Source organism: Rhodococcus sp. OK519 (assembly GCF_003051005.1).
GTDB lineage: Bacteria > Actinomycetota > Actinomycetes > Mycobacteriales > Mycobacteriaceae > Prescottella.
Genome location: NZ_QAOW01000001.1, coordinates 564831 through 578050, shown reverse-complemented (window position 1 = coordinate 578050; position 13220 = coordinate 564831). Strand labels below are relative to the sequence as shown.

Genomic DNA, 13220 nt, shown 5'->3' with positions numbered 1-13220 from the left:
CGGGACTACAGGGGTGAGGGAATCCTGGTGGAGCGATAGGAGTCGCCGGATCGGGTCGGGCGCCAGACTCGCCAGTGCTTGGCCGACAGCCGGAACGGGAGATTGTCCTGCAGATGACGTGCGCCGGCGGCCAACCGTTCGTCCGCGGGCAGGTTCAGCCACAGCGACAGCGAGGATCCCGCGGTGCCGAGGGTGGCACGGATCCCTGAGTCGCCCAGAATCCGGCCATACCCGTCCACCACGAAACATCCGAAGGCGTCGGGAGTGATGTCGGGATAAGGCGCCCCCACATCCGGGTCGACGAGACGCACCGGCGTGCTGCAGGTCAGCGCAGCGAGGGAACGGCCGTGCGTCGTGACCGCGTCGGGTCCGGCGGCGGCGAGCACCTCGAGCGCGTCGTTGACCACATCGGGTCGAACGTTCCATTCCGTGTGTGTCCGAGAGCGATGGCGAGGTCCGCCGAAGCGCTCGGACGCGAGCCCCACCAATGACGCCGTCGGGGCAGCCTCTCCCCCGGCAGCGATCTCGAACACCCACGACGGCGACGACACCGGTTCGATGCAGGCACCCATGAAGCCCTGCAGATGCCCGAACGCCTTGTCGGGACGCTTGGCGCGCAGCGAGTGCGCACCGCCGGCGGACGCGGGCAGTCCGTCGTACGTCACGACCTCGGGCGAAGCGATGCTCGGCGTCCGCGTCATCGGCCCAGCATAGGTATCAGCGCGCCGGTGTCCACCGCTCCCACACAGGCCGCACCAGCGCAGCCAACGCCCGATACCCGCCGCGGTCCGGGTGGGCACCGTCTCCATCACGCACCTGCTGCATCCAGACCGCGTCGGCGGCCAGCGCGTCGAATACCGGAACATACTCGACGCCGACCGACGCGCAGACGTCGGCGAACCGCGCCGACAACTCGGCCGTGCGCGCGTTCTGCTCGATGTCACCGATCGGCGGCGGCCCGACGACCAGCACCGGCCACCCGATCGCCGCGCACTCCCGCAGCATCACGACGAGGTTCTGCACGGACACGTCCGGATCGACACGCGGCGCACCATGTTCCACGGTCGTGTCGTTGGTGCCGAACGAGAACACCACCCGGCCATCGCTCTCCTCGGGGAGTCGCTGAACGCACTCGGCGAGCCAGCGGGAGCGGATCTCGCTCGACGTCTGACGTCGCACCCCGAGGTTGTACACCGTCAGCGCCACATCCCCCGATGTTGCCGCCGCGACCCTGCCCGCCCAGCCCAGGAAGTCGGAATCACCCACCCCTGCAACGAAAGAATCGCCGACGAAGCACACCCGCACGTCACCATCCATGCGCACGATGGTGCCGGCAACACGAGATCGAGCCTCAGCGCCCACTCTTCAACCAGTGCGACGGGATCCTGCCGCGACGCCCGCGGAATGGACGGCCAGGCCGAGTGCCGGCGCCTCGGTCCGATCCGGATCGAAGTGACCGCCAGCACATGTCGCTAGAGTCGCGGGAATGACACGCTGGGCCTCGATCGTCGTTGCACGCAAGTGGTGGGTAGTGGCGGTGGTTCTGATCGCCGTGATCGTCGCGGGAGTGTGGGGCGCCGGCGTGTTCTCCAAGCTCAGCTCTGGCGGGTACACCGACCCGGGCAGCGAGTCGGCGGAGGTGTCGCGGATCGTCGACGACACCTTCGGCCGGCAGGACCCCGACATCGTCGCGATCTACACGGTGCCGACCGGCAAGACGCTCGCCGACCTGGAGCCGGCCGTCACCGAGACGCTCGATCGATTCCGCGCCGAGGTGCCGACGCAGTCGGTGACCTCGTACTGGTCCGCGGTTCCACCGGCGAAACAGTTGCTGCTGTCGAGCGACGGCGCCAAGGTGGCCGCGTCCATCGTGCTCTCACCCGACGCACACGTGACGGTGGCCAACTTCGCGGATCTGCTGCCGAAACTCGAAATCGACGGCGTGGAATCCGAATTCGCGGGCGGGTCCGTGGTCGGCGTCTCACTCAGCAATCGGCTGCAGGCCGACCTCATCCGGGCCGAGGCGATCGCGATCCCGATCACGCTGGTGCTGTTGGTGTTCGTCTTCGGCGGCCTGGTCGCGGCCTCGGTCCCGGTGTTCGTGGGCCTGCTCTCGGTGCTCAGTTCACTCGGCATCCTGCGTCTGCTCACCGAGGTCACCGAGGTCAGTTCGTTCGCCCTCAACGTCGCATCACTGATCGGCTTGGGCCTCGCGATCGACTACGGCCTGTTCATCGTCAGCCGCTTCCGCGAGGAACTCGCCAACGGGTCCGAACCCGCCGACGCGGCCCGCCGGACCGTGCTCACCGCCGGGCGCACCGTGCTGTTCTCGGGTCTACTGCTGGCGTGCGCGTTCGCGGGCATGCTCGTGTTCCCGCAGGCCGTGATCCGCTCGCTCGGCTTCGGCGCGATCGCCGCCGTGACGGGCGCAGCCGTGCTGTCGCTGACCGTCGTGCCGGCGCTGCTGGCAATCCTCGGGCACCGCATCGACGCGCTGTCGTGGCGGAAGGGGGCGGCGCAGCGCGGAGAGGAACGCGCCCGGCAATTCTGGGGCGGGGTCGTCACGCGCGTCATGCGCCGTCCGGCAGTCGTCGCGGTGGGCATCACCGCCGGCCTGCTGGTGCTCGCGGCGCCGCTGACGAAGGCGACGCTCGGCGAGATCACCTACACCGCACTGCCCGTCGACGACTCGGCGCGCATCGCGACCGAGACCCTTGCCACCGAGTTCCCGTCCACCGGCGAGGGCGCGACGCTGGTGCTGCGCGGCCCCGACGGCGCACCGGCCTCGCCGGGTGATCTGTCCAAGGTCGTCGCGGCGGCGAAGCAGGTGGACGGGATCGCACAGGCCGTCGTGCTCGCGACGGAGAACGACGTCACCGCGATCCAGGCGCTCTATGCGGAAGGCGTCGAGGGCGCCGCGGCCGGGGACGCCGTGCAGGGGCTGCGGGCGATCGATGCGCCATCGGGCACCGAACTGCTGGTCGGCGGCGGCCGGGCAACCGTCGACGACGGCAACGCCTCGATCGTGAAGTGGCTGCCCGCGATGATCGCGATCATGGTGGGCTCCACGCTGGTGCTGATGTTCCTCGCATTCGGGTCGGTGGTGCTGCCGATCAAGGCGGTGGCGATGGCCGGCCTGAGCCTCGCCGCGACGTTCGGCGTCCTCACCTGGGTGTTCCAGGAGGGCCACGGCGCGGAACTACTCGGGGTGACACCGGCACCACTCGAGGCGACATTCGTGGTGCTCATCCTCGCGGTCGTGTTCGGGCTGTCCACCGACTACGAGGTGTTCCTGATGTCGCGCATGGTGGAGGCCCGGGCCGCCGGCGCCACCACCGAGGAGGCCGTACGGATCGGCGCCGAACGCACCGGCCGGGTCGTCACCGCCGCCGCGATGCTGCTGATCGTAGTGACCGGTGCGTTCACGGTGTCGGGGTTGTCGATCATGCGGTTCCTCGGCGTGGGCATGATCCTCGCGCTCATCATCGACGCCACCGTCGTGCGGATGCTGCTGGTGCCGTCCGTGGTCAAACTCATGGGTGAGGCCAACTGGTGGGCACCGAAGTGGATGCGCCGCGTGCACGAACGCGTCGGCCTCGGACACTGAGATTTCGTCCGCCCCTGGTGACGCTCCTTACTTCGGAGTAAGTTCCGGGGTATGGCCACGTACATCGTCACGGGCGGCACCGGGTTCCTCGGCAGGCACACGATCGAACGGCTACTCGAGCGGGATCCGTCCGCGCAGGTCCACGTCCTGGTGCGCCCCGGATCGCTGTCGAAGCTCGAACGTCTGGCCCGAACCTGGAACTCCGGCGACCGGGTCCACGCTCTCGTCGGCGACCTCACCGAGCCCGGCCTGGGACTCGAGGCCGCCCCGCCCGCGGCCGAGCATGTCCTGCACCTCGGCGCGATCTACGACCTCACCGCCGGAGAGGAGCAGGCGTCGACCAATATCGACGGCACCCGGGCGGTGATCGACCTCGCAGCCCGAGTGGGCGCGACCTTGCACCACGTCTCGTCGATCGCGGTGGCCGGCGATCATCGTGGCCGTTTCACCGAGGACGACTTCGATCTGGGTCAGCACTTCTTGACCCCGTACCACCGCACCAAGTTCGAGGCCGAACGCCTGGTGCGGACGTCGGACGTGCCGTGGCGGGTGTACCGCCCCGCGGCGGTGGTCGGGAGTTCGGTCACCGGCGAGATGGACAAGATCGACGGCCCCTACTACCTGTTCCCCGCCCTCGCCGCGCTCGCGAAACTGCCGTCCGCGCTGCCGGTCGCGGTCCCGAAACTGGGCTACACCAACGTGGTTCCGGTGGACTTCGTTTCCGCCGCGATCGTCGAGTTGATGCTGCGCCCCGGGCTCGACGGGCGGACGTTTCATCTCGTCTCCCCCGACGCCCAGCCCGTCCGCGCGATCTACGCGGCGCTCGCGAAGGCCGCTCACGCGCCCACCCCGGTCGCCGACCTGCCCGGCGCCCTGGCCCGGCCTCTGGTCGAACCACCCACTCGTGTGCGCGGCGTTCGCGACGTCGCCCTGCGCCGAATGGGCATCCCCCCGGTCATCCTGGACCATCTCACCCTGCCGACCCGGTTCACGACCGACCGAACGCGAGAGGCCCTGCAGGACAGCGGAATCTCAGTGCCCCCCTTCCCGTCGTACGCGGCGAAGCTGTGGTCGTACTGGCGCGAGAATCTCGACCCCGACCGCGCTCGCCGCAACGACCCTGCAGGACCGCTGGTGAACCGGAACGTCGTCATCACCGGGGCCTCCTCCGGCATCGGACGCGCGGCCGCGATCGCGACCGCGTCGAAGGGCGGGACGGTGCTGCTGCTCGCGCGCCGTGTCGACGAACTCGATGCCGTGGTGTCACAGATCCACGAGGCCGGCGGATCCGCGCACGCCTATCAGTGCGACATCACCGACAGCGAGGCCGTCGAACGCACCGTCAAATCGATTCTGGCCGATCATGATCACGTCGACATGCTGGTCAACAACGCGGGCCGCTCGATCCGCCGTGGCCTGTACCACTCGACCGACCGCCTGCACGACTTCGAGCGCACCATGGCCGTCAACTACTTCGGAGCGGTCCGCATGGTGCTGGCACTGCTTCCACACATGCGTGAGCGCCGCTTCGGCCACGTCGTCGACATCAGCACTGCGGGCGTACAGGCTCGGACACCGCGCTTCGCGGCATACGTGGCGAGCAAGGCCGCCCTCGATGCCTTCGCGGACGTCGCCGCGATCGAGACGCTGTCGGACGGCATCACCTTCACGACCATTCACATGCCACTGGTGGAGACGCCGATGATTGCACCGACCGGCCGGTACAACGCGGGCCGTGCCGTGAGCGCCGAGAAGGCCGCCGCAATGGTGGTGCGAGCGCTGATCGAAAAGCCGAAGCGCATCGACGTTCCGGTCGGCACCCTCGCCGAATTCGGCGGTATCTTCGCGCCGCGACTCAAGGACCGTGCGCTGTCGCAGATGTATCACGCGTTCCCCGACTCGCCGGCGGCGCGCGGGGAGGCCGGACCGGTACCGGAACTCCCGCCACAGCCGTCCGATCGCGCCCCACAACCGACCGGTCCGACCGCTTCCGCGGCCCGGTTCGCCCGCCGTCTGACCCGACTGATCCCCGGCACCCACTGGTGACGCGTTTGTACTGGTAACCGCGGGTATTTCGCCCCACGAATCGCACAGAATTTCGATTCGGGGGGCCTCTTCGAGTTGGCCAAACCTTCTTTCGCTGTGCTAAGCAAGATAGAGGGATCGACGAAAATAGGGAGAGAACTTTGACGCCAAGGATCGCGATTTTGGGAGCCGGTCCGAGCGGCCTCGCGCAGTTGAGGGCGTTCGAGTCGGCACGTAAATCAGGTCTTGGGTCGATGCCCGAAATTGTTTGTTACGAAAAGCAGAGCGATCTCGGCGGCATGTGGAACTACACGTGGCGCACGGGTCTCGATCAACACGGCGAACCGGTACACGGAAGCATGTACCGATTCCTCTGGTCCAACGGACCGAAGGAATGCCTCGAATTCGCCGATTATTCTTTCGAGGAACATTTCGGCCGACCAATTCCTTCGTATCCGCCCCGCGCCGTGCTGCACGACTACATCTTGGGCCGCGTGGACCAGGACGACGTCCGCAAGTACATCCGCTTCGACACCGCCGTCCGGCGGGTCGAGCACATCCCGTCGGACGACGGGCCAGGCCGGTTCGCGGTGACCGTCGCCGACCATCGGTCGGGCTCGCTCGAGACCGAGCTGTTCGACCACGTGATTGTTGCGACGGGACATTTCTCGACGCCGAACGTGCCGCATTTCGAGGGCATCGAGGACTTCCCGGGGCGCGTGTTGCACGCGCACGACTTCCGCGACGCGCGGGAATTCACAGGCAAGCGTCTTCTGCTCATCGGCAGCAGCTACTCCGCCGAGGACATCGGAACGCAGTGCTTCAAGTACGGTGCCGCCGAGGTCACCTTCAGCTACCGGTCGGCGCCGCTGGGACACGACTGGCCCGAGGGCTTCTCCGAGGTGCCGCTGCTCACCGAGATCGGCGGTAACACCGTCCACTTCCAGGACGGCAGCACCCGAGAGGTGGATGCGATCGTCCTGTGCACGGGATACCAGCACCACTTCCCGTTCCTGCCGGACGAGTTGGCCCTGCGCACGAACAACCGCCTGTACCCGCGCGACATCTACAAAGGCGTCGTCTCACAGGCGAATTCGCAGTTGTTCTTCCTCGGCATGCAAGACCAGTACTTCACGTTCAACATGTTCGACGCACAGGCCTGGTACGTGCGCGACGTCATTTTGAACCGAATCGAATTGCCGGACATGGAAACCCGTGAACGCGACATCGACGAGTGGCGTAGCCGCGAGGAGAAACTCCGGACCGCTACCGAGGAGATCGATTTCCAGGCGGCCTATATTCGCGACCTGGTGGATCGAACCGACTATCCCGAATTCCATGTCGAGAAGCAGGGCGAGCTTTTCAAGCAGTGGAAGAAGGACAAGAAGAGCGACATCATGGGCTACCGGAACTGCAGTTACGTTTCGACGCTGACCGGGTCCGTGGCACCCCCGCTGCACGACGAGTGGATGAATATCCTCGACGATTCGGCGGAATCGTTCCTCGACAACGACTTCGGAATCGAAACGCCGGCCCCCGCCCGCTCGCCGCGCAAGGTGATCCCGATCGGGGCGCCGCATGCCCGGCCGGCGGCGCGCGTAGCCGAATCGGGCTGACGGACAGCTACATCGAACTCCCCGCCGGAACCTCGGCGGGGAGTTCGCGCACGTTCACGGCCACGACAGGACGGACGGACTTGGGATCCGCGCCGCAACTGGCGGGCCGCGCCGACAGCTCGCGCTGCTCGACCGACACCTGCCACCGTCGACCGTCCCGATGCGCGACAACGGGTTCGGGACCGTGCTCGTCCACCGTCAGCTCGTTCGTCCCGGCCGTCGTCACCTGACGGACCGCCACCTCCGCCACCTGTCCGCGCGGCCCCCAGATGCTGCGTCCACGCAGACCCGGCAGATAGACGTCGCCGTCGGCCGCCGCGCGCACTGCGAGCACACTCTCGGCGGGCGTGAGCCGGCCGTAGGTGTTGCCGCTGGGCAGCAGGATCATCGACGGCGCGAAGCGATGTCCGCCGGTGTGCGAGCACTCCCACACGGCGTCGCCGAACTGGTCCGCGAGCGCCGCTGCCACGGGCCGGCCCAGGACCGCGCAGCACTGGTCACGCTTGCCGTGCGCGCACACCAGCACCACCTGTTCGTCGACGCGCTCCCCCAATCCCGGTGCGGGGCCCGCGATCTTCGTGAGATCGACGTCGAGCAGATCGGTGACGTCGCCGATCTCGAGTCGCTCGCACCACGCGTGGTCGGGGTGCGAGTTGGCCAGCAGGACCGTCCGGGTGCCGCCCAGTTGCTCGCTGCGCCCCGGGCGGCGGATGAACATGATCCGGACACCGGCGGCATCGGCTCGTTCCGACAGCACACCCGCCAGGTCAGCGCCCAGCGCCGTCCCGTCGAGGACGTCGCGACCCCACGCGCCCGGGTACTCGATGCACACCCAGCCCGCGACCTGCGCGGCAGTCCCGGGCAGTGGTTCGTCCGCGGACAGCACGGAACACGTCGTGGGGCCAGCCTGCGGTACCGATTCACTCACCCCGTCATTGTGTACCGGCGGCAGGTTGCGGAACCTGGCGGCCGGGGTTCGCTCAGTCCGATTGGAGGTCGAGTCCCGCAATGTCCGCGAATGCCTCGAGCTGCTCCAGGTAGTGGGCGAGCGATTCGTGCCGGACGTTCAGGTTGATCCGGGTGGCGCCCGCCTTCTCCGCCGTGTCGATGACCTCGGCCACCTGACCGGGCTCGTTGACGGGGTCCAATCGTTCACCCGGGGAGAAGACGACGTCGAAGCCCTCCGGCAGGTCATGCCGGTCGAGCATCTGCCGCATCAACTCGGGGCTGGGTCCGCGGAACGCCTGCGGCGCCGGGGCCCAGCCGTCGGCGAGGGTGACCGCGCGGCGCAGAGCGCGCTCACTGTGTCCACCGATCCACATCGGCACGCGAGGCTGCACTGCGTGCGGGTCGACCACCATGTCCTGAAACGAGTAGTACGGGCCCTGGTACGACACCATGCGCCCCGACAGCGCCGCCCGTAGCGCCCGGAGAGCGTCGTCGGCGCGCGGCCCACGGTCCTCGAAGGGGGCGCCGAGCATGTCGAACTCCTCCTTGAGATTCCCCACCCCGAACCCGAGGATCAGTCGCCCGCCGCTGAGATGGTCGAGCGTCCCGTACCGCTTGGCGATCTCCAACGGATGATAGAAGGGCAGTACCAGCACGTACGGCAGAAACCGGAGTCGGCGCGTCTGCCCCGCCAGGAACGAGAAGGTAGCGAGTGGGTCGTAGAAGCGTTCTCCGCGTGGCAATCCCGGCGGTACGGCCACGTGGTCCCCACACGTCATGTACTCGAATCCGAGTCGGTCGGCTGCCTGTGCCACCCGGACGAGTTCGGCAGTACCCGCCGCGGCCTCCCAGTCGGGACGCTTGCCTGCCAGCGCCACGATCGGCGAACTGATTCCAACCTTCATGCCTCTGCCTCCGTTGCGCGCAGCGTCCGCTGGAGCCGAATCAGCGGATCGTCACTGTCCCTGCTCCCGGACGGCCCCGCGCCCTCCTTGGGCATCAGTCGGCCGGCGTCCGACCTGGTCCACTCCCGGGCGGCCCACCGCTCGGCGATCGCCCACCGGCCGTCCCGCCACGCCATGTGGTCGATGAATCGCACGCCGCTGGTGAAGTTCGCTCGGGCGTCATCGGCGGGTTCTCCCCAGTGGACCGATGTCCCGTACGTCTCGCTGATCGCGGTATCGCCGAGCAGTTCGACCAGATGGTTGCCGAGGATGTGCATGGTCCCGCCGCGCCGGGCCCGCAACTTGGGCTCGACCCAGGCGATGTACTCGTCCAAGGTGCCCTCGAAGCCGGTGTGATGGTCGACGCCGTCCGGATGGTAGGCCGACCTGACGAGGTCGAAATCCAGTCGATCGATACCGCGGCAGTACCGCATTACGACGTCGTGGATCTGCTGGCGATCGGACCACTCGCTACGCTCAACGTTCATACCGATCGAACGTAGAGAAGCCGGCGCTGCCCCGCGGCACGTATCCTGCTGATCGAGAAAACCCATCGGTGAGAATAGGTTTCATCGGCCGCCGTCGATTCTGAACTCGAAATGCTTGCGCAGCACTTGTTCCGCTCGGGGCGCCCTGGTCAGCGCCCCCGCCACGCCCGAACGAAGCCCTGCGCGAGGTATGCGAACGTGCCGAGTCCGAGCACCCACTTGGTGGTGCTGACAGCGGTGGTCGCCCGGATGACGCCGTCGCCGATGCGGTCACGATGATCGAGCAGGTACAGGCCCGCGACGTTCTCGATGTAGTCGCCGGCCGCCGACACGACGGGCGCGGCGAGCAGTACCCGCCTGGTGGCCGGCGACAGCGGCGACAGTTCGTCGAGGCGCCGGACCCCGACCCGCAGGGCCGTCGCGTAGATGGCCGGGTGCACGAAGTCGGGATGGAAGTGGCTCCGGTAGCGCGCGATCTCGCCGTCGTCCATGCCGTCGAGGACGGCGGTGTACGCCCGCGCCGACGGCGCCGTCTGCGTCTCGCAGGATGTTGACCTGTGACACCACGAAGACCGCGGACCACGCGATGAGTTTCCGATCTGCACGCGCACATGCCATGTCCCGCATACTGCCACGCGGGACCGACGTCAGCGCGCGTTCAGGAACGGCAACACCGCGGCCTCGAAGTCCCGATAGCGGTCGCGGTGAATGCTGTGCCCACTCGTGAACGACCGCACCTCGCAGTCGCGGATCGCGGCCACGGCCGCCTCGAGCAGCACCGGATCGACCATGCCGGCGGGGCCGCCTCGCAGGATCAGCGTCGTGGCCTCGATGTTCGGAAGTCGTTCCCACCACGACGGATCGGGCTCGTGGAACTGGGTGAGCGCGGACGCGGTCATCGACCTGTCGAACGCCCACACCGCCCGGGGGCTGCGCAGCATGCTGGTGGTCGCGTGCCACAGTTCGACGAGCGACGGCAGGCGTCCGCCGAAGTTCGGGATCGGGTCGCCCGGACGCAGCGGCAGCGGCGCCTCCTCGAGCACGAGGCGGCGCACCAGATCCGGCCGCTGCTGCGCCACCCGCGAGGCGGCGTGCCCGCCGAGCGAGTGCCCCACCAGGTCCACCTGATCGAAGGCCAGGTCCTCGCACAGGCCCAGGATGTCGTCACCGAACTCACCGAACAGGTACGACTCGGCACGTGCGCTGCGGCCGTGACCGCGCAGATCCACCGCCAGCACGCGCCGGTCCTGCGCGGCGACGGCCCGTGCGAACCGATCCCACGTGCGGCTGTCGCCGCCCATCCCATGGACCAGGATCACCGGAACCTGATGTGCCCCAGATGAACTGCCACTGTCGCGGTAGGCAATCGTGTGACCGCTGCGGGTGACCGTCGTCTCGGTGAGCTGCACGGTCATCGAGCGTAGTCGTGCTCTCGTTCGGGAACCGCTCGGGTCACGTCTTGCGGCGCGAGGTTCAGTCTGCGCAGCAACTGCGCGTTGGCCGCGACCACCACCGTCGACGCCGACATCAGAATCGCGCCCACTTCCATCGGCAGCACGAACCCGACCGGGGCCAGGACACCGGCCGCGAGCGGCACGGAGATCACGTTGTAGCCCGCCGCCCACGCCAGGTTCTGCACCATCTTCCGGTAGGTCGCATGCGACAACTCGATCACCGATGCGACCGCGCGGGGATCGTCGCCGACCAGAACCACCCCGGCCGACGCGATCGCGACGTCGGTGCCGGCGCCGATCGCGATCCCGACGTCGGCCTGCGCGAGCGCGGGCGCGTCGTTGACGCCGTCACCCACCATCGCGACCCGATGTCCCGCGGCCTGCAGTTCCTTGACCTTGGCGCCCTTGTCCTGCGGCAGCACCCCGGCGATCACGTCATCGATGCCGAGATCGTCGCCGACCGCCCGCGCGACGGTCTGCGCATCTCCGGTGAGCATCACGACCTTCACCCCGCGGGCATGAAGCGCCTCGATCGCGTCGCGCGACTCGGGTCGGATCTCGTCGGCCAGCGCTACCGCGCCGATCACGCGCCCGTCCCGCAGCACGTGCAGCACCGTCGATCCCTGGGCCGCCCACTCCTCACTCTCGGGCAGCGCGGACGCGCCGTGGCTGTCGAGCATGCCCGGCCCGCCGACGCTCACCGTCGCGCCGTCGACGGTCGCGGTGACACCGACACCGTTGCGCGCCTGAAACTCCGTGGCCTGCGGGATCCGCAGTTCCCGGTGCTCGGCGGCCGCGACGATCGCGCGTCCCAGTGGATGTTCGCTGTCGCGTTCCACCGCGGCGGCGAGCGCGATCACGTCTTCGTCCGCCCCCTCGGCGTCGCCGACCTCACCGACCGCACCGACCGCACCGACCGCACCGACCGCACCGACCGCGACCAGCGCCGGTTCACCCTTGGTGAGGGTGCCGGTCTTGTCGAACAGCACGACGTCGACGGTGCGCATCGCCTCGAGTGCCCGGCGATCGGTGATGAGCACCCCGGCCCGCGCGGCGCGCTCGGTCGCAATCGACACGACCAGCGGAATCGCCAGGCCCAGCGCGTGCGGACACGCGATGACCAGGACCGTGATGGTGCGGGTGATCGCCTCGTCCGGTGTGCCGAAGATCGACCACACCAGCAGCGTGATCACCGCGGCGCCCAGAGCGAACCAGAACAGCATCGCGGCGGCCCGGTCGGCGAGGACCTGCGCCCGCGACGACGAGTTCTGCGCCTCGGCGACCAGACGTTGAATGCCGGCCAGCGCGGTGTCGTCGCCGACCGCGGTGATCTCGACGCGCAGCGCCGAGTCCGTCGACACCGTGCCCGCGACGACCGCGTCGCCCAGTTCCCGGCGCACTGTCCGCGACTCGCCGGTGATCATGGATTCGTCCAGGTCACCGGCGCCCTCGACGATCCGGCCGTCCGCCGGGATGCGCCCGCCCGGGCGGACCATGACGATGTCGCCGGCCGCCAGGTCGGACGTCGAGACGGTGGTGACGGCGCCGTCGTCGCCGATGCGTTCGGCCTCGTCGGGCAGTAGGGCGGCGAGCGAGTCGAGCGCGCTCGACGCCTGCCCCAGCGACCGCATCTCGATCCAGTGACCGAGCAGCATGATCACGATGAGGAGGGCCAACTCCCACCAGAAGTCGAGATCGTGACCGAGGATGCCGAGACTCGAACCCCACGACGACACGAACGCGACAGTGATCGCGAGCGCGATCAGCAGCATCATGCCGGGCTGACGAGAACGGACCTCGCTGACCGCTCCGGTCAGGAAGGGCCGTCCGCCCCACACGAACATGACCGTGCCCAGCAGTGGCGAAATCCATTCCACCGCAGGGTTGTCCGGAAGGTCGTATCCGACAAGGTCGGCGAACATCATGTTCGCGCCCACCACCGGGACGGAGAGGATCAGCATGATCCAGAACAGGCGCCGGAACTGACCGACGTGGTCGGCATGATCACCGTGACCTGCGTGGCCCGAATGCTCGCCGTGACCCGAGTGTCCTTCGTGACCCGAATTTCCGGGTGACTCGGCCACATGGTGCCCATGGACTGCTTCTTCACCTGGCTTCATACTCATCGAACGTATACC

The 13220-nt window shown here is 68.2% G+C and carries 10 protein-coding genes and 1 pseudogene; 3 read left to right on the top strand and 8 right to left on the bottom strand.

Annotated elements, in window-relative coordinates; translation table 11 throughout:
* Positions 1-5: 5 nt before the first annotated feature.
* Both C8K36_RS02755 and C8K36_RS02750 read right to left on the bottom strand, forming a co-directional pair.
* Entirely contained in the window at positions 6-701 is a 696-nt protein-coding gene (locus C8K36_RS02755; RefSeq protein ID WP_107982892.1) for a hypothetical protein, read from the bottom strand.
* A 16-nt stretch (positions 702-717) separates the two neighbouring features.
* Positions 718-1317: a GDSL-type esterase/lipase family protein gene (locus C8K36_RS02750; protein ID WP_181319331.1), complete on the bottom strand. Its 600-nt coding sequence runs from the start codon at positions 1315-1317 to the stop codon at positions 718-720.
* A 169-nt stretch (positions 1318-1486) separates the two neighbouring features.
* On the opposite strand from C8K36_RS02750, the gene C8K36_RS02745 reads away from it, so the two are divergent.
* The 3 genes from C8K36_RS02745 (at position 1487) to C8K36_RS02735 (ending at position 7248) form a co-directional block, all read left to right on the top strand.
* The gene (locus tag C8K36_RS02745) at positions 1487-3607 is read left to right on the top strand and encodes an MMPL family transporter (RefSeq protein WP_107982890.1); all 2121 of its coding nucleotides are present in this window, start codon (positions 1487-1489) and stop codon (positions 3605-3607) included.
* A gap of 51 nt (positions 3608-3658) precedes the next feature.
* Positions 3659-5653 carry an SDR family oxidoreductase gene (locus tag C8K36_RS02740; protein ID WP_107982889.1) on the top strand — a complete coding sequence of 665 codons (1995 nt, stop codon included), beginning with the start codon at positions 3659-3661 and terminating at the stop codon, positions 5651-5653.
* Between the two features lie 140 nt (positions 5654-5793).
* Positions 5794-7248 carry a flavin-containing monooxygenase gene (locus tag C8K36_RS02735; protein WP_107982888.1) on the top strand — a complete coding sequence of 485 codons (1455 nt, stop codon included), beginning with the start codon at positions 5794-5796 and terminating at the stop codon, positions 7246-7248.
* A 7-nt stretch (positions 7249-7255) separates the two neighbouring features.
* Here the strand turns inward: C8K36_RS02735 and C8K36_RS02730 are convergent, their stop codons facing one another.
* From C8K36_RS02730 to C8K36_RS02705, 6 genes and pseudogenes are all read right to left on the bottom strand, one after another.
* Positions 7256-8176, bottom strand: coding sequence for a sucrase ferredoxin (locus tag C8K36_RS02730; RefSeq protein ID WP_181319329.1), 921 nt, complete (start codon positions 8174-8176; stop codon positions 7256-7258).
* A 52-nt stretch (positions 8177-8228) separates the two neighbouring features.
* A complete protein-coding gene (locus tag C8K36_RS02725) occupies positions 8229-9101 on the bottom strand; it encodes an LLM class F420-dependent oxidoreductase (protein WP_107982887.1) in 873 nt (290 codons plus the stop codon).
* Positions 9098-9628 carry a nuclear transport factor 2 family protein gene (locus tag C8K36_RS02720; RefSeq protein WP_107982886.1) on the bottom strand — a complete coding sequence of 177 codons (531 nt, stop codon included), beginning with the start codon at positions 9626-9628 and terminating at the stop codon, positions 9098-9100. The genes C8K36_RS02725 and C8K36_RS02720 overlap by 4 nt, the downstream gene beginning before the upstream one ends.
* 149 nt (positions 9629-9777) lie before the next feature.
* Positions 9778-10246, bottom strand: a pseudogene (locus tag C8K36_RS02715) (hypothetical protein).
* Positions 10247-10275: 29 nt separating this feature from the next.
* On the bottom strand, positions 10276-11043 hold the full coding sequence (locus C8K36_RS02710) for an alpha/beta fold hydrolase (protein WP_107982885.1): 768 nt from the start codon (positions 11041-11043) through the stop codon (positions 10276-10278).
* Complete coding sequence (locus tag C8K36_RS02705) at positions 11040-13208, bottom strand: heavy metal translocating P-type ATPase (protein ID WP_107982884.1); 2169 nt, start codon at positions 13206-13208, stop codon at positions 11040-11042. The genes C8K36_RS02710 and C8K36_RS02705 overlap by 4 nt, the downstream gene beginning before the upstream one ends.
* Positions 13209-13220 lie beyond the last annotated feature (12 nt).